Raw genomic sequence first — 23,840 nt, 5'->3', positions numbered from 1 at the left:
TTTCGAGAAAATTCTACTTCCGACCACCTTCAATTTCAGGGGGGATTACCGCTTGTGCCCAATCGGTGGGCTGCTTTTTCCCCTGCATAGTAGCCAACAGGAATAGTTGAGAGAAGCGTCCAATCGCTACGCCACCACCTGTTACCGGGCTTGCCAGGTACGCAATATCTCCGCTGCTGCGGGCTTTGTGTATCAGGTGTGCATTCAGGCGCTCGGTTGTTTTCTTCGCCTTAGTGATCGCTTCAGCTTGTTGAACCGCCGCAATATATCCCGCCCCTGTGAGTACCATCATGGCCTGCATGACCTGCGCAAATGTAATTCCTTTATCAGTCACAGCGTGTTCGATTTGTGCAATTGTTCGTGGCTTGTGGTCTGCTAGGACATCGAGAATGGGTTCGTACACGGACGCATTCATTGAGGCCTCACCAAGTGCTCCGTTGACCTTTAGGGAAACATCACTTCGATGTGCTACAAGCATTACCGAGGTGGATCGAAGCCCCTCGGCCTGCTCCAGCGCACTTAGCTTACGGGTACCTTTGACCCAATAATCGCGGCGGAACTGTTGGTTAACCATGAAGTCACGCACACTCTCTCGGAACATCGGGTCGGTGATTTCCTTCAAAAAGGTTTGTTGATTACCTGTGAGGTTCACGGCATCAATGTGGTCAAGGTAGTGGGCCGAGCAGGCGTACTGAACCTTCGCACTTTCCAACCATTCGACCATCGTGGCGAAGTGCATTGGGTGCCAGTCACGATTGAAGTACTCGTGAGCCAGATAGTGACGATTTTGATCTTTAATCTTTTTTACTCGCTCCGCCGCCAATGGATTAGCGCGTGCATAAATTGGGTTAGTCGACAGCAGTCGTTCGGAGAACTCAATGGCGCCGTTAATTCGACTGACAATCCCATGTCCTTCTGCGCCGATGATTTCTGCGTGCTGAGTCATCAAGTGGCGCATCGGTGCAAAGGACGACCATCCGGGCAAGGTGTTGTAGCTGATATAGAGCACCCCACCGACTTTTAATTTTTGGCGGATGAATTCGGCGATGACAGCCCTGTTGTCATCGGAAATCCAACTCCAGATGCCATGCAGGCCGATGTAATCGAAAGCGGGTAGATCGGCCCGGTCCGCAAAATCAGCAAATGCCTCATCATAGAGTTTCGCACTCGCGCCAGACGCTGTGGCCAATTCCTGAGCAAAGCTGGCCTGACTTGGATTGAAGTCCGTGCCATGCCACTGCGTCACCGAGGCTGCCGCGTGAATGTTGGTACTCAATCCCTGCCCAAAGCCCAACTCACACGCAATGCCAAACTCGGGTGCAACGAGACCGGCATTCAGGAAGGCCAGCTTCACCCGCAGAGGATTTAGTTCCTGATAGTAACCAAACGTATAGCCAATGTCGGCTACATAACCAGCGGTCCAGTCGCTCATTGCATTTCCTCTCGTTATTGGGGTCTTTTCTCAAAACACCATCAAGGTGCCCTAAGAAAAAACCCCACCCCCTTCTCAAGGGGCGGGGTTTTAGATCAAGCATTACTCCCGAGCTGATACCCAGGAGCATCCTCCGAAGAAGATTAGCCAACCAGCACGGTGTTAGCGCCAGCAGCACCCGCCACAGCAGTGATACCCGTAACACCAACCAACTCAACCAGAATGTCGCCACCGGCGTTGTTCTGGAAGATCAAGGTGGCATCGTTAGTACCATCGCTGTTGGAATCGTAGGCGAAACCGACGGTAGCGCCAGCGCCGGTGATGTTCGCAGCCAAATAACCAAGAACATCAGACAGGTTGCTGGAGTTTACGGTCACAGCAGCAGCAAACGTCTCCGCATCATCAAAAGTGATAACGCCGCTTGCCACAGTATGCGACTTGATAGTGTTGAAGTTAGAGCCGTCGGTCACACCATCAGCCTGGATGGTGGCTGCGCCAACCAGATCCAGTTTGTCGGCCGTACCACCAGCAATCGCTGCGAAGCCGGTCACCGTATCGCGAGCATCCACGTTGGAGTCGCCAGCAGCAATCACAACGGTATCCTGAGCTGCAACAGCTTCGGTCAGGATGATCTGATCAGCACCCGTACCACCAGTAATGCTGTCGCCGCCTTCACCGCCGGTGATCTTGTCAGCACCCGCCCCACCGGTGATGGTGTCACCAATCGCAGAGCCGGTAATGGTGTCATCACCAGCACCACCAGCAATGGCTACGGTACCTGCGTGAGTAGCCGTAACGGTCACGGTGATGGTGTCATTGCCCGCACCGCCATCTACAGACACGTCGCCGCCTGCACCAGCCTTGGCTTCGGTAATTTTCAGGGTATCACCACCAGCAGAACCAGTAATGGTGATGTCGTTGGTCTTGCCAGCCTGAGCAGCGGTGTCCGTCAGGGTCAGACTAATAGCATTAGTGCCAGACAGGCCGGAGGCATCCACGGTGATGGTGTCACCGTCAGCTGCTGCAACCAGGGCGGTGGCAGTAGCGGTAATAACACCACTGTTGTTGGTTGCGAAGGTGTTGGCGTAACCACCCAGCGTCCAGCTGAAGTCACCAGCGTTAGCTCCCGTGAAGGAAATCGCTTCGGCAGCGGCCACATTCTTGAATGCCTTGTCGTCAATGGTCAGGGTAGCGGTCGTCAAAACGGTGTCTGTGATCGCAACCGTGTCAGTGCCCGTACCGCCAGTCAGGGAAGTGATTGCCGCAAACTGAGCTTGGGTGCCGGTGAAAGTGTCATTACCCGTACCACCAATGAAGGTCGTGCCAGCAGCAACGCTCAGGTTGTTCGCACCGGAGGAGTTAGCTGCATTCACTGTCACCAGGGTGCTGGCATTGGCATAGCCGTTGATCTTGGTGGATCCGTCGCCAGAGATGTTGACGGTGGTCACGCCGCCGGACAGGTCCAGCGAGGTGATTTGCAGATACTGGCTAGCAGCGGTCTTGACGTTGGAAGCCGTCGTCGCGGACAGAGCACCATCAACAGCGATGTTCAAGGTCTCAACCGTCTTGCTGTTCGAGTCGGCTTTCACTTCGAAGTCGCCGATAACCAAGCTATCAACGGTGTCGTCGGAGTCGGTCAAGGTGACATTCAGGGTCACCGCATCTGCGGAGCCAGAGGCGTCCTTCAGGCTAACGTCGACAGCACCACCGGCAGTTACGCCAGAACCATCCTTGTCTGCCCAATCAATGGTCAAGCCAGCAGCGCCGTTGGAAACCACTAGACCACCACCGGTATTCACGCCATCAGCCAGAACCACGGTGGTCATCGTGCCGCTCGAAACCTTGGACAGGTCGAAAGTACCAGAGTCGCCATTCTGCAGGGCCAGCTTCTCGAAGCCAGTAACGGTCACATCGGCCGTTGCGTTGTCGAACAACTTAAGGTACTCATCGTTATCGATGTTCAGGGTATCGATACCATCACCACCCGCCAGTGTTACACCGCTAGCAAGGTTTGCCTCGGTCACGGTACTGGCAACTACCAGAGTGTCATCGCCAGCGCCCAAGTTGACAGAAGCCGTTTCCTTATCGGTGCTGTTGTACTTGTTGTCGAGTTTCGAAATCGTCACTTTGTCAGCGCCATCACCGGTATTGATTGAAACAGAACCGGTCGCATCGGACAGGGTAATGACATCTTTACCAGAACCGAAAGTAGCAGTCACAGAACCATCAACATTTACATCAGCGATGGTCACGGTGTTAACACCATTACCAGCAGCAATCGTGACGTTCTGGTTTGCAGCGATAGTGCCAAGACTGTAGCTCAGGTCGCCCGTCAAGCCAGTAGAGGTAATGGCATTAGCCTTGGTCGTTGCATTGGTGGCAAGGGTCAAAGCATCGGTAATGGTCAGACCTTTGTCACCAGTAATGACGTAGGAGTCCACCACGGTGTCAGTTGCCGTAAGCAGCGCATCAATCGTGCTGGCAGCACCGGTCGTCGCGATGTTCAGGGTTGCAATCTTTGCGCCCTTGATAGCGAGGTCGGAGTTAGTGCCACCCGAGGAAACGTTATTCAGCGTCAAAGTTGCAGACGTGGCGTTAGCATCGTAGACAACAACCACATCGTCTTTAGTGCCGGCAGTGTTGGCAATAGCAGTGTTTGCCAAAGAAACGCTCACGCCAGAACCGACGGTAAACGTGTTGGTTCCATCGGCGCTGATCACGTTCAAGGTGGTCAAGCCAGTAGCCGTGGAAGCATTGTAGTCACCAGCGATGGTATTCAGCGTCACGCTCTCGATGGCGGACATCTGAGGAGCAACACCCTTGGAGTTGTAGATGGTCAGGGAGTCAGTACCAAGACCACCGGCCAGAACGTCAGCCAAGCTAACCTTGGCAGTCGTGGTTTCATCAGCGATGAAGGTATCGTTACCAGAGCCGCCAGTGAAAGCTGTGCCGCTGTCGATATCCGCAGTGAGCAAACTAATCTGTCAAAATCACAACCAACTGATTAATAAGATATTTTCCAGGTAAAACAACCAGCTTTCCAGATGCTTCCGGTACTCTTCCGGTAATCCGTTCCGGAAAAAAGCCCCGAAATATGACTACTGGATGGCGTAAAACACCATCAACCCTATGATTTCCCTTGGTTTTGACGGCGAGCCCCACTGCCAAAACCTTCCGGTACTCTTCCGGTTTTCGTCGTCCCGTCGGATGTGGTGTCCTGCCGTGTCCGATGCATCTCCATGATCGACTGCAGCGCCTCCGACGTCATCACCAGGGAAAAACCCCCGACAGGTTCTCCGTCCAGCATTTGCAGTCCCGCATCGAGAAAGGCGCGCTTGAGCTTGCCCACGGTGTCGAGGCGCGGTTGCATGGTCAGCGCCTCAATGCGCGCAATCGTCGGCCGCGCGACCCCGGTGCGTGCCGCCAGTTCTGCCTGACTCCAGCCGACGAGCGATCTCGCCGCTTTCAACTGGATGGCGAATGAAAAGACCTCTTTATGCACAATTGATTCCATTAAGATACACTATGTATCATTTATGTTACCAAATGAGGTTATTATGGCAATCGTGCAACTCACCCCGGCTTTCATCAGGGGGGCGTTATGTCCGGCGGACAAAGGGAAAGTAGAGGTCACGGATCGTGGTTGTAAAGGCCTGGTTCTCGAAATTCGCCAGTCCGGCGGTCGTACCTATTATCTACGCTATACGAACGATCGCGGTCGACAGCGTCAGTATCGTATCGGGGACGCAAGCGCGATGACGCTGGCACAAGCCCGGTACCGCGTCAGCGAATTGCGCGGGCGGGTGATGCTCGGCGACGACCCTTCCGAACAAAAAGACCACCTGCGCCAGACGCCGACGCTCGGGGACTTTTTCTACGAGCGCTACCTGCCCTTCGCCAAGAGCTACAAGAAGACCTGGGGCTGCGACGAGTCGCTGTTCCGCAACCACGTCGCGCTCCGGCTCGGCCGGCGCCACCTGGACGAGATCACCAAGACGGACATCGCCGTGCTCCACCATGGCCGGCGCGCGGTCGGCGCGGCCAAGGGTTCGGCCAACCGCCTGCTGGTGATGCTGCGCTACGTCTTCAATCTGGCGCTGCGCTGGGAAACCCCCGGCATCGCGGTGAATCCGACCGCCGGCGTGGCGCTCTTCGAGGACCCGCCGATGAAGGAACGCTTCCTGACGCCCGAAGAGGCGCGGCGCCTGTGCGCGGCGGTGGAGGGCAGTCCGAATCCGATGCTGCGTTTCATCGTCCCGATGCTGATCCTGACCGGGGCGCGGCGGCGCGAGGTGCTCGATCTGCGCTGGGAGGATCTCGACCTGGAGCGCCGCCAGTGGCGCATTCCGCTGACCAAGGCGGGCAAGCCCCGGCACGTGCCACTGTCGAGCGGCGTCTTGCAGGTTCTGGCGGCGGTGCCGCGCCTGGAGGACTGTCCCTGGGTGTTCCCGAGTCCGAAAACCGGCCGGCCCTTCGTCTCCGTGTTCTATTCGTGGGACAGCGCGCGCCGCAAGGCGGGGCTGGCCGACGTGCGGATACACGACCTGCGCCACAGCTTCGCCAGCTTTCTGGTCAATGCCGGGCGCAGCCTGTACGAGGTGCAGAAGATCCTCGGCCACACCCAGGTGCGGACGACGCAGCGCTACGCGCATCTGGCCCAGGAAACCCTGCTCGACGCCTGCGATGCCGTCGTCGATTCCCTCGGGGCCGGATTCTGCCCGGTGAATCCGCACCGCGACGTGGGGCGCGGGTGTGTCGAAAATCAATGACGGCTGCGCGGTTTGCGGGGGACCAACATCGGCGTGCGTCGTCGATAGTCGCGGTAGGCATTGCCATGCGCGGCGACGAGGTCGCGCTCCTCGAAATACAGCCCGACCAGGGTGTAGCCCAACATGGCGGTGGCAAACAGCAGATGGCCGAGGCTCATCGCCGGCGTCGCCCAGAAGGCCACGATCTGACCGACCATGATGGGGTGGCGCACCCAACGGTAGACCGCTTGCTCGCGGAACGCGCCCGGTGCGTGCGGACGGCCGCGGAAATAGGCGAATGACTGCTTGAGCCCCAGCAGTTCGAAATGGCTGGTGAAAAAGGTGGCCGCCAGCGCCAGCGCCCATCCCGCGGCGAACAGGGTCCACAACGCCGCCCGCGCCCAGTCGGCATCGACCTGCCAGACGCTGGCCGGCAGCGGGCGCCACTGCCACATCACCAGAGCGAGCACCATGCTCGACAGGATCACGTAGGTGGGGCGCTCGAGCTCCGCGGCCACATGGCGCGTGATCCAGGACTTGAATGCCGGACGCGCCATGACGCTATGTTGAATACCGAACAGGGCGAGCAGGGCCAGATCGATCAGCGCCGCGCCGGGCGCATCGGGCACGCGTCCGGCGTCGATGGAAAGAGGAACCAGAAAGTTGCCGAGAAAGCCGACGCAATACATGACGGTAATGTTGAAGGCGGCGTAGGCCATGATGCCGTAAAGCAGGCCGGCCAGGCGCAGTGATGCGCTTGCGGATGGAGTGGGGGATGGTGGCATGCGGCTCTCCAGGGGTTGTGAATGGAAACGCCGCCAATGCCGCGCGCCGTCGCCGCATTCTAGGAAACCGGAAACCATCGCTCATGACTGAGCGTGCTGCACGCTCAGTCAAAAAACCTTTGAATGCGGTGGCTCCAGAAAGTCCGTGTTTCCTTGACGGAGCTTTTCCGCCGCGCCGCATTTCCCACGATGGGGAAAAGCGGCATGCGGCGCCAGCCGCAACCTATCGGTGCCGCTACGAGGCTCCCCCAAACACCCGAGCGTCGCGAACCGTATCAACTCCCCCCGGAGGGGAGGGAAGGAGGGCGAACCTTCCCGAACCCCTGACCCAGATGCTCCAATGCGGCGCGGGACAGTTGGGCGAGGTTCTGGTCGCGGTGATCGTCGTTCCAGTAGTCGGTGATGATGCGCATCATGGCCAGGACGGCGGCGGCCAGCAACCGGGGGCGCAGGTCATTGGGGGCCAGTTCGCGGTAGCGGCCGGTGATGGCGTCGGCGATCGCGTTTTCGTAGCTGGCCTGGAATTCGAGGGCCTTGGCGTGCAGGCTGGGAGAGGCGGCCAACAAACGGGCCTGGAGTTCGATGAACGGCAGTTGCCGTTCGGCTTCGGCGCCGAGCTGCTCGATGGCCCACGTCACGGCATCGAAGGGCGCCAGCTTGGCGGGGGCGGCGTGCAGGATTTCCACCAGCCGGCTCAGCCGGTACTCGTAGAAACCCACCACCACGGCGGCATCCTTGGATTCGAAATAGCGGAAAAAGGTGGCCCGCCCGACGCCCGCGGCGGCAGCGATGGCATCCACGGTCGTGGCGGCGAAACCTTGCGCGCTGACCAGGGCCACGGCGGCTTCGATCAGCTGCTCGCGCACGCGCTGACGGTTTCTCTCCCGCAGGGAAGGCGGGGGGGCGGCGGGCTGTCGCTCAATTTTTGATACTCAGTCTTGAATTGATACGTAGTATTGTTATTCTACTACGACCGTTTTCACGAACGACCGCCACAAAAGGAGGAACCCCATGTCCGAGCAACTGCAACAGGCCTTCGCGGAGCTGCTGGCGGAGGCGCAGAACATCGAGTCGCGTCTTCTCAAGGCCGACCCGCCCCTGGACGAGTCCGAGCTGGTGGAGGGGCACCGCTGGATCTTCAGTCTGCTCGGCATGGCCCTGGATGCCCAGGTCTGGGCCGACAGCGCCCGCCCTCGCTTCGTCGACGCGGTGGGCCCCTATCGCAAATGGGGCGGCGACAATGCCGACGCCTTCTATCAATACGTCGCGCTGGACCCGAGCCTTACCTACCGGGTCAAGGTATGGCCGGGGGACGCGGCCTACCTGTCGTTCACCGTCTATGGCGGCCCCGACGACGGCCGCAACTCCGACCGCATCGTCGGCACCGCCAACGACCGCACCATGACGCGCGCGGCGGACGGCGGCTTCGAACTGTGGCTGAGCCCCGATCCGCAGCCGGGCAACTGGCTGAAGCTGGAGCCCGACGCGGTCGTGGGGCTGACCCGGGACTATCTGAACGATCCGGTGCGGGGCCGCCGGGCCGTCTGGTCCATCGAGGCCATCAATCCGCCGCCCAAGGCCAAGGACGATGCCGCCACCCTGGCCAGGCGCTTTCGCGCCGCCAGGACCTGGCTGCGCGAACAAAGCATGATCTGCCCGGTGCGCATGCCGCCCAACACGATCCAGCCGCCCTACCCGGTGCCCCGGAAGACCGTCGGCTGGGCGGCTGGCGACGCGGCCTACGCCATGGGGGGCTTCGAACTGGAAGAGGATCAGGTACTGGTCATCGAGGGCCGTTCGCCCGAGTGCGCGTTCTGGAACCTTTGCCTGTGGAACCCCTTCCTCCACATCTACGATGCCGCCTATGACCGGGTCACCATCAACGGCGCCCAGGTGGTCTACGAGCCCGACGGCTCCTGGAAACTCTACGTCGGCGCCCAGGACCCGGGCCATCCCAACTGGATCAGCACCCAGGGCCACCGGCGCGGGTTGCTGTGGTTCCGCTGGTTCCTGCCGCAAGGCGAGGTGAGCCAACCGACGACCAAGGTCATCCCGCGCAGCGCCGGTCAATGACGCCGACGCTGTACCGGCGACCTGGCGCGGCCAACCTGTTCCCGCTCGATGCGCGCCGAGAGGGCGGTCCTCAGGGCTGCCGGGAGTAGATCGGCACGCCCCCGACCAGGGTCGTCTCGACCGCGAGGTCGCGGATCGTCTGCGGATGCTTGCGCGGGTCGTCGCTCAGCACCACCAGGTCGGCCAGCTTGCCGGGTTCCAGGGAGCCGATGCGGTCCTCCTGATGGATCTGCCAGGCGGCGTCGATGGTCATCGCGCGCAGCGCCTCCATCACCGTCAGACGCTGCGCCGGGCCGATCACCCGGCCGCTGCTGGACAGGCGATTGACCGTGCTCCACAGCAGCAGGCGCGGATTCATCGGCACCACCGGCGTGTCCAGATGCACGCTGAAGCGCAGCCCGCGATCCTTCGCCCAGCGCGTGGGGCTGATGTCGGCGGCGCGCTCGGGACCGATGAAAATGTCGCGGTGACGGTCGCCCCAGTAGTAGGTGTGGGCGGAGAAGAAGCTCGGCGTCACCGAGAGCCGCGCCATGCGGTCGAGCTGGTCGGCGCGCGCCATCTGGGCATGGACCAGGATGTGGCGGATGTCGGGGCGCGGCGTCTCCTGCTGCGCGATCTCGATTGCGTCGAGCACGTTGTCGATCGCGGCGTCGCCGTTGGCGTGGATCGCCAACTGGATGCCGGCGCGGTGATAGCGCCCGATCTCCGCCACCAGTTGCTTCTGCTCCATGGTCGGGAAGCCCCGGTACTCGGCATCGCCGTGGTAAGGCACGTGATAGGGATGGCCGAGGAAACCGGTGTAGCCCTGGATGCTGCCGTCGCTGAAGAACTTCACCGGTCCCAGGCGCAGCCGGTCGGTGTCGTAGTCGGCGACCTTGGCCTTGCCGTCGCGCAGCTCGGGGCCGAGGGAATCCCACATCGGCCAGAGTTCGAGACGCATCGGTACCAGGCCGAAGCGGCTGGCCAGGCCCAGGCCCTTCGCCGTCTCGGCGGCGGCGGCCCCGCTCTGGGCCGTGGTGACGCCCTGCGCCGCATATTCGGCCGATGCCGCGCGCACCATGCGCAGGAAGTCCAGCGGGCCGATCTTCATCGCCAGCTTCTGCATCTCGATCGCCGAATTTTCCTGGACCAGGCCCGTGGCCTCGCCCCGCGCGTCGCGCACGATCACGCCGCCGGGCGGATTGGGCGTGTTCGGGCCGATGCCGGCCAGGGCCAGCGCCCGGCTGTTGGCCACGCCCATGTGGCCGGAGACGTGCCAGACGTAGATCGGCTGCTCGGTGGAGACCGCGTCCAGCTCCTGGCGAGTGGGATGGCGCTTCTCCGCCAGCAGCGTGTCGTCGTAGCCGAAGCCGAAGATCCACGCTCCTTTTTTCGTCGTCGCCGCCTTGGCGCGCAACCGCTGCTGGAGCTGGGCGATGGAGGTCAGGTCGCCGATCGGCGGGCTGTTGAGGTCCACGCCGAACACCGACAGGCCGGATGCGGGGAAGTGGCTGTGGGCATCGACGAAGCCCGGCAGCAGGGCCTTGCCGGCCAGATCGTGGATCACCGCGTCCCTGCCGTAGCGGGTCTTGAGGTCGGCGCTGTCGCCCACCGCGACGATGCGCTCGCCTTCCAGCGCCAGGGCGCTGGCGACGCGGTCCGCCGCGTCCATGGTCAGCACCACGCCGTTGATGAAAAGCTGGTGCTTGGGTGGCTGCGGCGGCAGCGTCCGCCACCACAAGAAGGCCGCGACGACCGTGAATATGAGCGCGAGGATCAGGGCGGCGAGTTTCAGGAAGCGTTTCATGGCTGGTGGTCCCGGTAGGTCACTAATACTCCGAACAGGAGTATACAGATACTCCTGACAGGATTATTTTGCAAGCCATGAAGACCGCCGACCGAACCCGCCTGACTCCGACCTCCTACACCCTGCTGGGCCTGCTGGCGCGGCGCCCCTGGTCCGCCTACGAGCTGAACAAGTACATGCAGCTCTCGGCCCTGCGCCGCATCTGGCCGCGCGCCGAGAGCCGCATCTACGAAGAGCCGAAGAAGCTCGCGGCGCTGGGCCTGGCTTCCCTGGCCGAGGAATACCAGGGCGCGCGCAAGCGCAGCGTCTATCGCATCACCGCCGCCGGCCGCCGAGCGCTGGCCGCCTGGTTCGCGGAGCCCGGCGCGGAGCTGGTCTACGAGTACGAAACCCTGGTCAAGCTGCTCAATGGCGACCACTGCGACGACGCCACGCTGCTCGCCCTGATCGAGGAAGTGCGCCGCCAGGCGCGGGAGGAGGCGCGCCAGGTGATGGCCGCCTGCGAGCAGATCCTCGAAGAGGGCTGGCGCATCCCGGAAACCGCCGAGCACAACGGCCTGGTCATCGGTTTCATCCGGGAAAACATCGAAGCCCGGCTGCGCTGGGCGGATGCCGCCGAGAAGCGGCTCGGCGAGCGCCGGCGGAGCCGCGCCGAGACCGCCGAGGCCCGCGCCCGGCGCTGGTACCGGGACGAAATCGAGCGCCTGCAGGCGCTCGCGTAGCGTGCGGCCCGCGCCGACGCGGGGCCCCGTCCGCTGTTCTCAGTGTGCCGCGAAGGTGAACGAGTCACGTAGGTCGGGTTAGCGAAGCGTAACCCGACATCGATGTCTGCAACGGCTGTCTGTCGGGTTACGCCCTGTGGGCTAACCCGACCTACGGGCTCACCCCTCACCCCTTGGGGCGAAGGGGAGTGAGCGTATCAGTGCGTGGCGAAAGTGAACGAGTCGGCGAAGAATGCGTCCTCGGGCAGGCCCCGGGCGGCGAAGTCCTGGCGGGCGGCGTCGATCATCGCCGGCGCGCCGCAGGCATACACCTCGTGGCCGGAGAGGTCGGCGAAATCCTCCAGCACGGCCTGGTGCACCAGCCCCGTGCGGCCGTCCCAGGCGTCGTCGGCCGTCGCGTCGGAGAGCACCGGGACGTATTGGATGTGGGGATGCTCGTCGGCCCAGCGCCGGGCCAGCGCGTCCATGTAAAGGCCGGCCTTGTCGCGCGCGCCCCAGTAGAGGTGGATGGGGCGGGTGTAGCCCTTGTGCAGGCTGTGTTCGACCAGGCCCTTGATCGGGGCGAAGCCGGTGCCGCCGGCCAGCAGGATGATGGGCCTGGCCGAGTCCTCGCGCAGGAAGAAGGAGCCCAGCGGCGCCTCGATGCGCAGGATGTCCTTTTCCTTCATGGTCTCGAACACCTGGGTGGTGAATTCGCCGCCGGCGACGAGGCGGACATGGAGTTCGACGAATTCGTTCCGGTGCGGCGCGTTGGCGATCGAGAAGGCGCGCCGGGAGCCGTCGGGGCGGATGAATTCGAGATACTGCCCGGCGAGGAACTGCAAGGGCTCGCTCGCGGGCAGCTTCAATTGCAGCAGCATCACGTCGGGGGCGACGCGTTCCATCTTCTGCACCCGGCAGGGCAGCTTCTTCACCGGAATGCCGGAGAGGGCGCCCACCTCGCGCACTTCCACGGTCAGGTCGGACAGCGGCTTGGCGCAGCACATCAGGGCCATGCCGGCGGCGCGTTCGTCGGCCGGGAGGGCGTGCTCCTGAGAGCTGCCGTGATCCACCTCGCCCGCGACCACCTTGGCCTTGCAGGCGCCGCAGGCGCCGGCGCTGCAACCGTAGGGCAGCTTGAAGCCGGCCTGGTCCGCCGCGTTCAGCAGGGTCTCGTCGGCCGGCGCGTCGAAGCTATGGCCGCTGGGCGTGAGGGTGATCTTGTAGGCCATGAGATAATTCCGTCATGAGAAGATTGTTGATCGTCGGTTGTGGCGACGTGGTGCGCCGGGCATTGCCCCGCCTGCGCGGACAGTGGCGCCTGTATGCGCTGGTGCGGGAATGGGACCCGGCCCTGGCCGCCCAGGGGGTGACCCAGTTGCAGGGCGATCTCGATCGACCCGCCACGCTGCGTCGTCTGGCCGGGCTGGCCGACGCGGTGCTGCACAGCGCGCCGCCCTCCGCTACCGGTGCCGCCAGTGCCGGCGATCCCCGCACCAGGAGGCTGATTGCGGCCCTGCGGCGGGGCCGGAGTCTACCACGGCGCCTGGTCTACATCAGCACCAGCGGCGTGTATGGCGACTGCCGCGGCGCGTGGGTGGCGGAGACCCGGCCGCTCGCCGCGGCGGGGGCGGCCAGCGCCCGCGGCCAGCGGCGGCAGGCGGCGGAAAGGCTGCTGCGCGGCTTCGGCCGCGACTCCGGCTGCGCGGTGAGCCTGCTGCGGGCGCCGGGCATCTACGCCGCCGACCGCCTGCCCACCGAGCGCCTGGGCGGGCGCCTGCCCCTCTTGCGGCCCGAGGACGACGTGCATACCAACCACATCCACGCCGAGGACCTGGCCCGCGCCTGCCTGGCGGCGTTGCGGCGCGGCCGGCCGGGGCGGGCCTACAACGTCACCGACGACAGCGAACTGGCGATGGGCGAGTGGTACGACCGGCTCTGCGACGCCTTCGGCCAGCCGCGCCTGCCGCGCGTCTCCTGGGCGGAGGCGCAGGCGCGCCTGCCGGCGGTGCAGTTGTCCTTCATGGCCGAGTCGCGCCGCCTCGACAACCGGCGCATGAAGCGGGAACTGGGCCTGCGCCTGGCCTACCCCACCGTCGAGGCCGGGCTGGCGGAAATCACGACAAAGGAAAATCGCTGACATGCTCTGGCTCAAATCCTTCCATATCGTCTTCGTGGTGAGCTGGTTCGCCGGCCTGTTCTATCTGCCGCGAATCTTCGTCAACCTCGCCATGGTGCCGGCCGACAGCCGCGCGGAACGGGAGCGGCTGCTGCTGATGGCGGGCAAGCTGTACCGCTTCGTCACGCCCATCGGCGTGCTGGCGGTGGGCCTGGGCTTGTGGCTGTGGTTCGGCTTCGGTTTCTCCGGCGCCTGGCTGCACCTCAAGACCCTGCTGGTGGCGGGCCTGGTGGCCTACCATTTCTGGTGCGGCCGGCTGCTCGCCGAGTTCCGCGCCGGCGCCTGCGCCCGCAGCCACGTCTGGTTCCGCGTGTTCAATGAAATCCCTGTTCTGGCCCTGATCGCCGTGGTGATCCTGGCCGTGGTGAAACCGTTTTGAACTCTTCCCGCAAACCCCACGCACCCTCCGCGGCGGGCGCCAAGGTCCGGCATGTGCGCGGGGCCGACGCGGCGCCGCGCGCCGGCGGCAATACCGGTACTGGCGACGTCGGCGACTTCCTGCGCGGTTGGCATTTCTTCGCCCCCTGTCCGCGCGGCCTGGAGTCGCTGTTGGCGGAGGACCTGGCCGCCGCCGGCGGCAAACAGATCGTATCCGCGCCCGGCGGGGTGCACTTTCGCGGCGACCGGGAGGCCTGCTACCGCGCCAACCTGGAGTCCCGCATCGCCACCCGGGTGCTGTGGCGGGTGGCACAGGGCGGCTACCAGGACGAGGAGGACGTCTATCGCCTCGCCCACGGCGTGCCCTGGCATCAGCTGTTCGCGGCGGAGCGCACCATCCGCGTCTACGTCACGGCGCAGCGCTCGCCGCTGCGCAGCCTGGAGTACATCACCCTCAAGGTCAAGGACGCGGTCTGCGACCGCTTCCGCGCCGAGACCGGGCAGCGCCCCAACGTCGACACCAGGGCGCCGGAGATCCGCATCCATCTGTTCCTCACCGACCGCGAGGCCACGCTCTACCTCGACACCTCGGGCGAGCCGCTCTACCTGCGCGGCCACAAGATCGCCAAGGTGGGCGCGCCGCTGAAGGAGAATCTCGCCGCCGGCATCCTGCGCCTGGCCGGCTGGAAGCCCGGCATCCCGCTGCTGGACCCGATGTGCGGCAGCGGTACGTTCCTGATCGAAGCCGCCCAGATGAGCCTGGGCGACGCGCCAGGCCTGTCGCGCGGGCCGGGAGAGTTCGGCTTCGAGCATTTCCTCGATTTCGACGCCGAACTCTGGCGCCGCCTGCGCGGCGAGGCGGCCGCGCGCCGCGTGGCGGCGCCCACGTCGACGGGCGGACTGCCGATCTGGGGTTCGGACATTTCCCGCGACGCGGTGGCCCGCACCTGCCAGAACCTGGCGCATGCCGGGCTCGACGACCTGGTCACGGTCGAGCAGGCCGATCTGCTCCAGCGCCCGGCGCCGGCACCGAGCGGCCTGCTGGTGACCAACCCGCCCTACGGCGAGCGCCTGGGCGACAACGACGAACTGGCCGCGTTCTACCCCCTGCTGGGCAACGCTCTGAAGCAGCACTTCGTCGGCTGGCACTGCTGGTTCCTCTCCGCCGACCCGCAACTGGCGAAGCTGGTGCGGCTCAAGGTGACGCGCCGCATCCCGCTGTTCAACGGCCCGCTGGAGTGCCGGCTGTTCGGCATCCCGATGGTCCAGGGGCGCATGGAGGAGCGCATGAAGGAGCGCGCATGATCCGCTTCGATCAGGTCGGCAAGCGCTACCCGCCCGGCATCGACGCGCTGACCGGGATCAGTTTCCAGGTCGAGCCGGGGGAGCTGGCGATCGTCAGCGGCCACTCCGGCGCGGGCAAGAGCACCCTGCTGAAGCTGATCGCCGCGATCGAGGCGCCCACCTCGGGCACGGTGCTGGTCAATGGCCAGAACGTCGGCGCCCTGCGTCGCAGCGCGATCCCCTATCTGCGGCGCAACCTGGGCCTGGTGTTCCAGGACCAGAAGCTGCTGTTCGACCGCAACGCCTTCGAGAACGTGATGCTGCCCCTGACCATCGCCGGCTTTCCCCGCCGCGAGGCGGAAAAGCGCGTGCGCGCCGCGCTCGACAAGGTGGGGTTGCTGGCGCGCGAAAAGGCGCTGCCCATCGCGCTGTCCGGCGGCGAGCAGCAGCGCCTGGCGATCGCCCGCGCGGTGGTGGGGCGCCCCGGCCTGCTGCTGGCCGACGAACCCACCGCCTACCTGGACCCGGAGAACGCCCGCGCCGTGGCCGACATCTTCCTCGAATTCCACCGGGTCGGCGTCACCGTGCTGCTGGCCACCTACGACGAGGCCCTGTTCCTGCCTCACGGCGCCCGGCGCCTGGCGCTCGATCACGGCAGGATGACGGCATGAAAACCTGGCTCGCCCACCATCGCCACGCCCTGGCCCTGGCCTTGCGGCGCCTGGCCCAGGCACCGCTCAATACCCTGCTTTCGATGCTGGCGATCGGCGTCGCCCTGGCGCTGCCGGCCGGCGGCCAGATGCTGCTGGGCAACGCGGCGCAGCTGGCGAGGAACGCCGCCGCGCAGCCGCAGATCTCCCTGTTCCTGGCGCTGGACGCCGACGCCCGCGCGGTCGGCGCGGTGGAGGCGGCGCTGAAGGCGCATCCCGCGCTGCGCTCGTATCGCTACCTGCCCCGGGAACAGACGCGCCAGCGGATGCGCTCGGCCGAGGGACTGGGCGACGTGATCGACGCGCTGCCCGAGAATCCCTTCCCCGACGCGTTCGCCGTGCTGCCCCGCGACGACAGCCCGGCGGCGATGGAGACCCTGGCCGGTGAACTGGCCAGGCTGCCGCGGGTGGAGCACGTGCAGCTGGATTCGGCCTGGGTGCGGCGGCTGGACGCGCTGCTGCGCCTGGGCCGCGGCAGCCTGGCCCTGCTGACGCTGCTGCTGGGGGTGGGGCTGGTGGCGATCACCTTCAACACCATCCGCTTGCAGGTGCTGACCCAGCGCGCCGAGATCGAGGTGAGCCGCCTCCTGGGGGCGACCGACGCCTTCATCCGCCGTCCCTTCCACTGGTTCGGCGTACTCCAGGGCCTGGCCGGCGGGCTGCTGGCCTGGGCCATGGTGCAGGGCGCCGCCCTGGCGCTGCGCGGCCCGATCGCGGAGCTGGCCCAGCTCTACAGCCTGAATTTCACGCTGCGCCTGCTCAATGGCTGGGAATCCCTGGCCCTGCTGGTCCTGGCCGCCGCGCTCGGCTGGCTGGGCGCGGCCCTGTCCCTGGGCCAGTTCCTGAACCGGGCGACGTCGAACTGACTCGCCCAAGGCTGCGGCGATACGTCGCAGGGAACGGGCGGGTACCCCCTCGTAAAATTCGCATCGCCCCGTAATTGCATGTTTTGTCGGGATTTTTTTGCCCTTAAAACCTCGGCTCGAACCACGGCGAACACGGCGACGCGGCGGAGCCCCTCGATTTCCTGGCTTTCTCGCTTCATCCCATTTCACCCATTGGGTGATTCATCAAAACGATGGAAGTCTTCGTGGTTTCGCCGTGCTCGCTGGCCGTGTCGTCGTGTTCGCCGTGGTTAACTACTTTTTTTTTTCAAGGATGAACACAATGCTGCGCCCCACCACCATGGTCCTCGCCCTCGCCTGCGCTTTTCCGGCCCACTCGGCCGAAAAGGAGTTGACGGAAGGTACCAAAGTCAAAATTGCCGATTTCGGTGCCATCACCGTCACGGCGGGGCGGGGATCCAATCTGCAAGAGATGGACATGAGTACGACGATCATCTCCAGAGAGGAAGTCCGCCTTTTTCCGGAGACCAGTGTGGATCAGATTGTTAACAAGATCCCCGGCGTGTTTGCATCCCAGCGTCCTGCGGGCCAGATTCATCCCACGGGCCAAGTGTTCAGCATTCGCGGATTCGGTACGACTACGAACGTGAATACGCTCGTGATGGTCGATGGCATTCCGATCAATGACCCCTATTTCCGCACCCTGGACTGGGCCCAGGTGCCGAAGGATGCCGTTGAGCGGATCGAGGTGATTCGCGGCGGTGGCGCCACCAGCATGTGGGGCAACCTCGCCATGGGCGGGATCGTGAATATCGTGACCCGGGAGCCCGCGCCCAATGAAAACCGCGTCCATGCGAGCTATGGAAGTTTCAATACGAAAATCTGGGATGTGGCGGCAACCCTGTTTTCTTCGGAGACGCTGACGGTCGGTATCGGCGTCGGTGGCGCCAACAGCGATGGCTATCAGCTCACCCCCGGTCAGTACCGCAACTCGAAGATGTCGGCGACGGCATCGGAGACGGGTTATGCGGCATTGTCAGCCTATTACCGTCCATCCCGGGATTCAACGTATTACGTGAAGCTGAATGGCCACACGACAAAGCAGTCCGGCCAAGTTTGGGATATCGCCAAAAATTCCTGGGAAAAAATCCAGATCAGTGGCGGCGGGTCCACCCGGTTTGCCGACGGGGGCAGCATCAACATGCACGGCTGGTACAACGAGGGCGAGATGACCACGGCCAACGCCAATACCACGCCGGCATTCAGCATTTTGTCGCCCAACGCGGTCGTGGTGCCTTACTACTCTCAGATCGAACAGGCAAAATACGACAGCCTTGGCGGCTCGCTGTTCTACCAGAAGGATTTTGGCAGTCTCAAGGATGTGAAGGTCGGTTTCGACTTCCGCAACATCAAAGCGCATGACAACAATAATTTCTATAAGGTCAGCGGCATCAGCGCTCACATCATCGCTCGCGCCGAACACGGGTTTTCAGGTGTCTTTGCCCAGGGAACCTATCGCCCGGTCGGCATGCCGCTGGATATCACCCTGGGGTTGCGCCAGGATCATTTCCGCACGCTGAATGGCAACGTGAGCAACGAAATCGGAAATTTCGCGGCGACGAGCAGACTGGAAAACAAGTCCTACAGCCAATTCGATCCCCGTCTCGGTGCCAAGTATTACTTCGCCAACGGGTTGGACGTGCGTGCCGCGGTGTACCGCAACTTCGCCGCCCCCGGCATGAATCAGATGTACCGCAGCACACAAAGCGGTACCAACTATCTGGCAACGAATGAGGCGCTCACGCCCCAGGCCAATCTGGGACAGGAAATCGGCTTCGATTACGTTCGTCCCGGCCTTGACGTCGCCTTCACCATGTTCCGCAACAAGCTGAAGAATTACATCGACTATGTGCCCGTATGCCGAGGCGCCGCCGGGGACTGTGACTATCTGGTGACCGGCGCCGGCCTTCCCGCCAATTTCATCACCAACGTGAACCAGTACGTCAATGCCGGTGATGCGATTCTCAAGGGCGCCGAACTCCTGGTGAATTGGGAAGCCAGCAAGACCGTGAAATTCACGGGCGGCGTCACCCGCACCATTGCGTACCTCACCAGTTCCGATTACGCGCAAAAGCCGTCCTTGGCAGCACCGGCGGCACCGGTCAATGCCCAGCTCGGTCAAGTTCCCCAATGGATGGCAACCCTGGGCTCAAGCTGGCAGACCTCTCCTGGCCTGACCCTGTCACTGCAATTCAAGGCTTTTCCTTCCTACTGGAACAACACGGCCCATACGCAGCGCAACAGTTCCGCCACGCTGGCTGATCTCGGGGTGAGCTACAAGGTCAGCGAAGCACTGGAGGTTTACGGCGCAGTCCAGAATCTGGGCAACAAGCGCTATTACGACCAGGGTCTGGCGGTGACCACCAAGGAAGGAACCATCCTTTCGACAGGGACTATTCCTGCGCTGGGCATGCCGTTCAACATGACCATGGGGGTCAGGGCGTCATTCTGATCAATGCCGGATAAACAACCTTGCCACGACAATGAAGAACCTTGTTCTTGCCCTGCTCCTGATTGCCGCGATTACCTCCGCCAGGGCAGAGCCCGCTGCCCGTTCTGTTGACGCACTCCAACCGGTGGCGTCTTCTCCCGACCGGGAGGCGCTCTGGCGCAGGACCCTGGCCAAACCTTCCCTGGCCATCGCCGCGGCCTTCGACGATCAGGGACGGCTGTGGACCGTGTCGTACCGGGAGCAGCATCTCTACGCCCGTTACTCGGACGACCTGGGCGCCACCCAGAGCACGCCGGTGCGGATCAACCCCGAGCCCGAGGCCGTGCTTGGCGACGGGGAAAACCGCCCCAAGCTGGTGGTGCGTGGCGAACGTCTGTTCGTTTCCTATACCCGAGGTCTGGACAAACCCACGACAGGAGACATTCGCTTCAGCCGTTCCCTGGATGGCGGGAAAACCTTTTCGGTGCCGATAACGGTAAATGACAATCGGGAGGTGATCAGCCATCGTTTCGATGATCTGGTGGTCGACACCCGGGGCCAGGTGTCCCTGGCCTGGCTGGACAAGCGCGACCTCGAGGCCGCCCGCCGCGCCGGCAAGCCCTATGCGGGTGCGGCGGTGTATGTCGCCCGCTCCACCGACGGCGGCAAGAGCTTCCTGCCCAACCGCAAGCTTGCCGACCACTCCTGCGAGTGCTGCCGGGTGGCACTCGCCGCCGACCGCGACGGCATGCCGGTGGCCTTCTGGCGGCACGTGTTCGCCGGCGGCATCCGCGATTTCGCCCTCGCCCGCTTCGACGCGCCGTTGCGGCGCGCCACCGACGACGGCTGGCGCATCGACGGCTGCCCGCATCATGGCGGCGCGCTGGCGATCGACGACCGCGGCGCCCGGCATCTCGTCTGGTTCACCGGCGCCGCCGGCAAGGCCGGCCTCTACTACCGGCGTATCGACGGGGATGGCGAATCGGCGTCGCCGCGCGCCCCGCTCGCCTTCGGCAACCTGGACGCCCAGCCCGGGCATCCGACCGTGCTGGTCCATGGCGACAGCGTGTTCCTCGCCTGGCAGGAATTCGACGGCCGGCAGACCCGCATCCAGCTCATGGCCTCCGCGGACCGCGGCCAGCACTGGACCGCCCCGGTCTCCCGCGCCGCCACGGCCGGCGCCGCCGACTACCCCTTGCTGCTGGAGGGCCGGGGCAAGGCCTGGCTGGCCTGGAACACGGCGGACGAGGGTCTGCGTCTGTTCGAACTGTAGGAAATCCGGATGAAACGTTTCAGCCTGCTCGCCGCCTGCGCCTTCCTGCTCGCCGCCGCCCCGCTCCACGCCGAAGTCCGTCCCTTCGAGAGCGGCAGCGTGGCGAGGATTCGCGCCCAGCACGAGGGGCGCCCCTTCATCCTCAGTTTCTGGTCGCTCGACTGCGTCCACTGCCCCAAGGAACTCAAGGCCCTGGGCGAATTGAAGAGGCGCCACCCCAAGGTCGAGATCGTCCTCGTCTCCACCGACACCCCGGCCGATGCCGATGCCCTGGCCGACTTCGCCGCGCGCCAGGGGCTCGCCGCGAGCGAGCAGTGGGTGTTCGCCGCGCCCCAGCCGCAGCGGCTGCGCTTCGAGGTGGACCCGCGCTGGTGGGGCGAACTGCCGCGCACCTATTTCTACGATGCCGCCCACCGCGTCGAGGCGACTTCCGGCATCGTGTCCGGCGAACGCCTGGCGCGCTGGGCGACGGAGCAGACAAGGTAGCGGCTCGTCACGACCCGCCCCGTTCAACCCAGTAGCGGCCAGAGGCGTCGCAATCCCAGCATGATCAGCACCCCCGCCGCGCCCAGGTTGAGCCAGCGGGTGATCCAGAAGCGGCCGGCGCGCAATTCGCGCCCCAGGCGTCCGGCCAGCGGCACCAGCACCAGAATCGGCGTCACGGCCGCACCCAGGCCGAAAGTCAGCCCATACGTCGCGCCCTGAGCCGCGGTACCGCTCTGTGCCGCCAGCGCCAGCAGCGAGGCCAGCGGCGCGCAGGGCGTGAGGCTGAGTGCGCCGCCGAGCAGCAGGGGCGGCAGCGCATCGAATCCGCGGGCGCCGCGAGGATGGAACCGGACCGGCGCGTCGCGAGGCGGGATGCGGCGCCGATCGCGCTGTGGTGGCTGCCACAGCAGCCACAGGCCCGCCAGGATGCTGGCCGCGCCGATTGCCGCATTGCCCAGGTTGCCGCCCAGGGCGCGCGCCAGTCCCTGCCCCGCGAGGCCGGCCAGGGCGCCGAGCAGGGCGTAGGTGGCGATCCGTCCGGCGAGAAAGGCGCTGGTGTGGGTGAACGCCTCCGCACTGCCGCTGATCCGTCCCAGGGTCCAGGTGCCGATGAAGGGCAGGCAGGTGACGGTGCAGGCCGTCATGCCCATCGACACGCCGAGCAGCCAGATCGACAGCAGGCCGACGGGTGCCGCGCTCTCAGGCATCGGTCTTGACCTTGTTGACGAATTTGATCGGCTTCACGGTGCCATCCGGCAGTTCGGCCTGGACCCGCTGCTTGTAGTACTCGCGGCGCGAAGAGAACAGCGCCAGCGGTCCCCACTGCAACTTGATGATGCCGTCCTGGGGGCAATATTCGGCGCAGCGTCCGCACAGTGTGCAGTCTTCGTGAAAGGCGCGGCGGCCCTCCTCGGTCGCGATCTCCGGGATGTCCATCGGGCACGCCTCGCTGCAGACCCGGCACTTGCCGCAGTTTTCATGCCGCTTCTTCACCAGTCGCAGCGGCGACAGGCGCTGGAACAGGGCATTGAGGGCGAGCAGCGGACAGATGCGGCAGAAGGGCTGGCGGATCGCCAGCGCGCCGACGACGATGAAACCGAACAGGGTGTTGGCGGCGGCGCCCAGCGCAAAGCTGACGTTGTCGCCGATGTTGAGTGCCAATTGCTCGGTGCTGCCGGTGAGCAGCGTGGTGGCGATACGGGAGGGACAGACATCGCAATAGGGATTGCCCAGGCTGTGCGGCGCTACGCCGAGGCCCGCGAGCAGTGGCAGCACGAACACCAGGCCGAGCAGCAGCAGCCATTTCACCGGTCGCAGGCGGTGCACCGGCGCCAGGTCGCCCGGCTCGACGCGGCGCAGGCCGACGTTGAAGCGTCGGCCCACGCGCCCGACCAATTCCTGCAAGGTGCCGAGCGGGCAGACCCAACCGCAGAAGGCCTTGCCGAGCACGAAGAAGAAGGCGAAAAAACTGAGGAAGGTCATGAGCAGGGGCAGCACCATCTGAACCGTCAGCTGCTGGGCACGCACCATCGCCTCGCCGATGCGGTGATGAATTTGATGTTGGGTCGGGATCAGGATGCAATACGCCGCGTCCTGCTGGTCGTAGGCGCAGGACAGGGCGGGCAGAGCGTTGCTGATCTTCTCCGCGGCGTAATAGCCGAACAGATTGCCGCCATACACGGTCACCACCAGCATCAGCAGTTGGACCGTCAGGCGCAGGCGCCCCAGGGTCGGAAACCAGGACTTAAGCATTTACGTCTCCTTGCGCATGCCGCCGGACCTGCGCAGCAGCAGGGGCGTGGCCGCCGCCATGCCGATCAGGCCGAATACGGCGCCCCAGGCCAGGCTCTGGCGCCGCCCGGGTTCCTCGGTGTAGTGGTAGTTGAAGGCGGTCAGGTAGTGCTTGTCCTGATCGTTTTTGTCCGTGGACAGGACGAACTGGGCGCGCCGCCGCCCATGGCTCTCCCCTTGGCCGCGGCTGCGGGAGGCGGCCTCCGGCGGCGGGAAATCGCGCGGGAAGAGCACCAGCAGCTGTCCCTGGGCATCGGTCGTCAGCGTGCTGCGGCTGCCGAATTCCGTCTCCAGCGTGACGCGCTGGCCGGCCAGCGGGGCACCCTGATAGCGCACCTGGAACGGCCATTTCTCGCTTTCCCGATAGCTGCCGTGCTCCCTCGGCAGCCGCAGGGGCACGATCTCCAGTTCATGCTTCACCTGTTGCAGCAGCAATTTCGGCGCGGTGCCGGGATTACTGAAATACCAGGCGCTGGAGGCGATGTTGACCGCGTTGCCCACCTCCTGGCGCGCCACCAGCCAGTGGTAGTTGCCGGTGGCGGCCGTGGTGGGCCGGATGCTGGCGCGGCCGGCTTCCACCGGAAAGTCCGCCTCGCGACGCTGCGGCGGACCGTCGGGGGCGTAGACCCGGACTCCGGCCGACGCCAGGTTTACCATCCGCAGCCGGGCCGTGTTCCGCTCGCCGCGCCCGGCCATGGCCGGCAGCAGCAGGGGGAAACGGGTCCATTGCACTGTCGCGGACTGGGCGGGGCGGTCGCCGTCCGCGGCGGCGCCATGCGTGTGATGGCCGGCGTGGCCGGCATCCTGGGCCGCGACAAGTGGGGACGACAGGGCGAGCGCGCCCAGCAGGATGAGGATCGGTCGATGCGCCATGGCCT

General features: G+C 64.6%; 21 protein-coding genes. 11 read left to right on the top strand and 10 right to left on the bottom strand.

The features are described 5' to 3' along the window. Positions 1 to 13 precede the first annotated feature (13 nt). The 3 genes from B9N43_RS11815 to B9N43_RS11805 all read right to left on the bottom strand — a co-directional run bounded on the left by B9N43_RS11815 (position 14) and on the right by B9N43_RS11805 (position 4,934). Positions 14 to 1,432: a class I SAM-dependent methyltransferase gene (locus B9N43_RS11815; protein WP_145842392.1), complete on the bottom strand. Its 1,419-nt coding sequence runs from the start codon at positions 1,430 to 1,432 to the stop codon at positions 14 to 16. 143 nt (positions 1,433 to 1,575) lie between these two features. After that, on the bottom strand, positions 1,576 to 4,407 hold the full coding sequence (locus B9N43_RS11810; protein ID WP_145842391.1) for a beta strand repeat-containing protein: 2,832 nt from the start codon (positions 4,405 to 4,407) through the stop codon (positions 1,576 to 1,578). Positions 4,408 to 4,559: 152 nt separating this feature from the next. Next, positions 4,560 to 4,934, bottom strand: coding sequence for a helix-turn-helix domain-containing protein (locus tag B9N43_RS11805; protein ID WP_222428720.1), 375 nt, complete (start codon positions 4,932 to 4,934; stop codon positions 4,560 to 4,562). On the opposite strand from B9N43_RS11805, the gene B9N43_RS11800 reads away from it, so the two are divergent. Next, positions 4,906 to 6,201: a tyrosine-type recombinase/integrase gene (locus B9N43_RS11800; protein ID WP_315904545.1), complete on the top strand. Its 1,296-nt coding sequence runs from the start codon at positions 4,906 to 4,908 to the stop codon at positions 6,199 to 6,201. The genes B9N43_RS11805 and B9N43_RS11800 overlap by 29 nt on opposite strands. On the opposite strand, the gene mddA is transcribed toward B9N43_RS11800, so the two are convergent. Both mddA and B9N43_RS11790 read right to left on the bottom strand, forming a co-directional pair. After that, positions 6,195 to 6,965, bottom strand: coding sequence for a methanethiol S-methyltransferase (mddA, locus tag B9N43_RS11795; RefSeq protein ID WP_145842388.1), 771 nt, complete (start codon positions 6,963 to 6,965; stop codon positions 6,195 to 6,197). The genes B9N43_RS11800 and mddA overlap by 7 nt on opposite strands. Before the next feature lie 275 nt (positions 6,966 to 7,240). Beyond that, the gene (locus tag B9N43_RS11790; RefSeq protein WP_186453799.1) at positions 7,241 to 7,831 is read right to left on the bottom strand and encodes a TetR family transcriptional regulator; all 591 of its coding nucleotides are present in this window, start codon (positions 7,829 to 7,831) and stop codon (positions 7,241 to 7,243) included. 145 nt (positions 7,832 to 7,976) lie between these two features. Between B9N43_RS11790 and B9N43_RS11785 the strand changes: the two genes are divergently transcribed. After that, positions 7,977 to 9,038: a DUF1214 domain-containing protein gene (locus tag B9N43_RS11785; protein ID WP_145842386.1), complete on the top strand. Its 1,062-nt coding sequence runs from the start codon at positions 7,977 to 7,979 to the stop codon at positions 9,036 to 9,038. A gap of 70 nt (positions 9,039 to 9,108) precedes the next feature. Here the strand turns inward: B9N43_RS11785 and B9N43_RS11780 are convergent, their stop codons facing one another. Beyond that, positions 9,109 to 10,824, bottom strand: a complete 1,716-nt coding sequence (locus B9N43_RS11780; protein ID WP_145842385.1) for an amidohydrolase — start codon at positions 10,822 to 10,824, stop codon at positions 9,109 to 9,111. A 77-nt stretch (positions 10,825 to 10,901) separates the two neighbouring features. Between B9N43_RS11780 and B9N43_RS11775 the strand changes: the two genes are divergently transcribed. Next, positions 10,902 to 11,546, top strand: coding sequence for a helix-turn-helix transcriptional regulator (locus B9N43_RS11775; RefSeq protein WP_145842384.1), 645 nt, complete (start codon positions 10,902 to 10,904; stop codon positions 11,544 to 11,546). Between the two features lie 197 nt (positions 11,547 to 11,743). Here the strand turns inward: B9N43_RS11775 and B9N43_RS11770 are convergent, their stop codons facing one another. Next, on the bottom strand, positions 11,744 to 12,757 hold the full coding sequence (locus B9N43_RS11770) for a CDP-6-deoxy-delta-3,4-glucoseen reductase (protein WP_145842383.1): 1,014 nt from the start codon (positions 12,755 to 12,757) through the stop codon (positions 11,744 to 11,746). Positions 12,758 to 12,771: 14 nt separating this feature from the next. Here B9N43_RS11770 and B9N43_RS11765 point away from each other — a divergent pair, with 14 nt between their 5' ends. The 8 genes from B9N43_RS11765 to B9N43_RS11730 all read left to right on the top strand — a co-directional run bounded on the left by B9N43_RS11765 (position 12,772) and on the right by B9N43_RS11730 (position 21,171). Continuing rightward, positions 12,772 to 13,665, top strand: coding sequence for an NAD-dependent epimerase/dehydratase family protein (locus B9N43_RS11765; protein WP_145842382.1), 894 nt, complete (start codon positions 12,772 to 12,774; stop codon positions 13,663 to 13,665). 1 nt (position 13,666) lies between these two features. Continuing rightward, positions 13,667 to 14,083 carry a CopD family protein gene (locus tag B9N43_RS11760; RefSeq protein ID WP_145842381.1) on the top strand — a complete coding sequence of 139 codons (417 nt, stop codon included), beginning with the start codon at positions 13,667 to 13,669 and terminating at the stop codon, positions 14,081 to 14,083. Beyond that, positions 14,080 to 15,387, top strand: coding sequence for a class I SAM-dependent RNA methyltransferase (locus tag B9N43_RS11755; protein WP_261379317.1), 1,308 nt, complete (start codon positions 14,080 to 14,082; stop codon positions 15,385 to 15,387). Before B9N43_RS11760 ends, B9N43_RS11755 begins: the two co-directional genes overlap by 4 nt. Beyond that, positions 15,384 to 16,037, top strand: coding sequence for a cell division ATP-binding protein FtsE (locus B9N43_RS11750; RefSeq protein WP_145842380.1), 654 nt, complete (start codon positions 15,384 to 15,386; stop codon positions 16,035 to 16,037). The genes B9N43_RS11755 and B9N43_RS11750 overlap by 4 nt, the downstream gene beginning before the upstream one ends. After that, positions 16,034 to 16,942 carry a permease-like cell division protein FtsX gene (gene ftsX / locus B9N43_RS11745; protein WP_145842379.1) on the top strand — a complete coding sequence of 303 codons (909 nt, stop codon included), beginning with the start codon at positions 16,034 to 16,036 and terminating at the stop codon, positions 16,940 to 16,942. The genes B9N43_RS11750 and ftsX overlap by 4 nt, the downstream gene beginning before the upstream one ends. Positions 16,943 to 17,243: 301 nt before the next feature. After that, on the top strand, positions 17,244 to 19,433 hold the full coding sequence (locus tag B9N43_RS11740) for a TonB-dependent receptor plug domain-containing protein (protein ID WP_186453798.1): 2,190 nt from the start codon (positions 17,244 to 17,246) through the stop codon (positions 19,431 to 19,433). Between the two features lie 124 nt (positions 19,434 to 19,557). Next, positions 19,558 to 20,685 (top strand): sialidase family protein, encoded by a 1,128-nt coding sequence (locus tag B9N43_RS11735; RefSeq protein WP_145842377.1) that lies wholly within the window; start codon positions 19,558 to 19,560, stop codon positions 20,683 to 20,685. 9 nt (positions 20,686 to 20,694) lie between these two features. Next, a complete protein-coding gene (locus tag B9N43_RS11730; protein WP_145842376.1) occupies positions 20,695 to 21,171 on the top strand; it encodes a TlpA family protein disulfide reductase in 477 nt (158 codons plus the stop codon). Between the two features lie 23 nt (positions 21,172 to 21,194). Here the strand turns inward: B9N43_RS11730 and B9N43_RS11725 are convergent, their stop codons facing one another. Genes B9N43_RS11725 through B9N43_RS11715 form a run of 3 tightly spaced genes read right to left on the bottom strand, consistent with a single transcriptional unit; the run spans position 21,195 to position 23,835 of the window. After that, the gene (locus tag B9N43_RS11725; RefSeq protein WP_145842375.1) at positions 21,195 to 21,878 is read right to left on the bottom strand and encodes a sulfite exporter TauE/SafE family protein; all 684 of its coding nucleotides are present in this window, start codon (positions 21,876 to 21,878) and stop codon (positions 21,195 to 21,197) included. Beyond that, positions 21,871 to 22,923, bottom strand: coding sequence for a 4Fe-4S binding protein (locus B9N43_RS11720; RefSeq protein WP_145842374.1), 1,053 nt, complete (start codon positions 22,921 to 22,923; stop codon positions 21,871 to 21,873). The genes B9N43_RS11725 and B9N43_RS11720 overlap by 8 nt, the downstream gene beginning before the upstream one ends. After that, a complete protein-coding gene (locus B9N43_RS11715; RefSeq protein WP_145842373.1) occupies positions 22,924 to 23,835 on the bottom strand; it encodes a DUF4198 domain-containing protein in 912 nt (303 codons plus the stop codon). Positions 23,836 to 23,840: the final 5 nt, after the last annotated feature.

Origin of the sequence: Denitratisoma sp. DHT3 (assembly GCF_007833355.1) — a bacterium.
In the GTDB taxonomy this organism is placed as follows: domain Bacteria; phylum Pseudomonadota; class Gammaproteobacteria; order Burkholderiales; family Rhodocyclaceae; genus Denitratisoma.
Note: the sequence above shows the minus strand (reverse complement) of the source record. Positions and strands in the feature narration are given on the sequence as shown.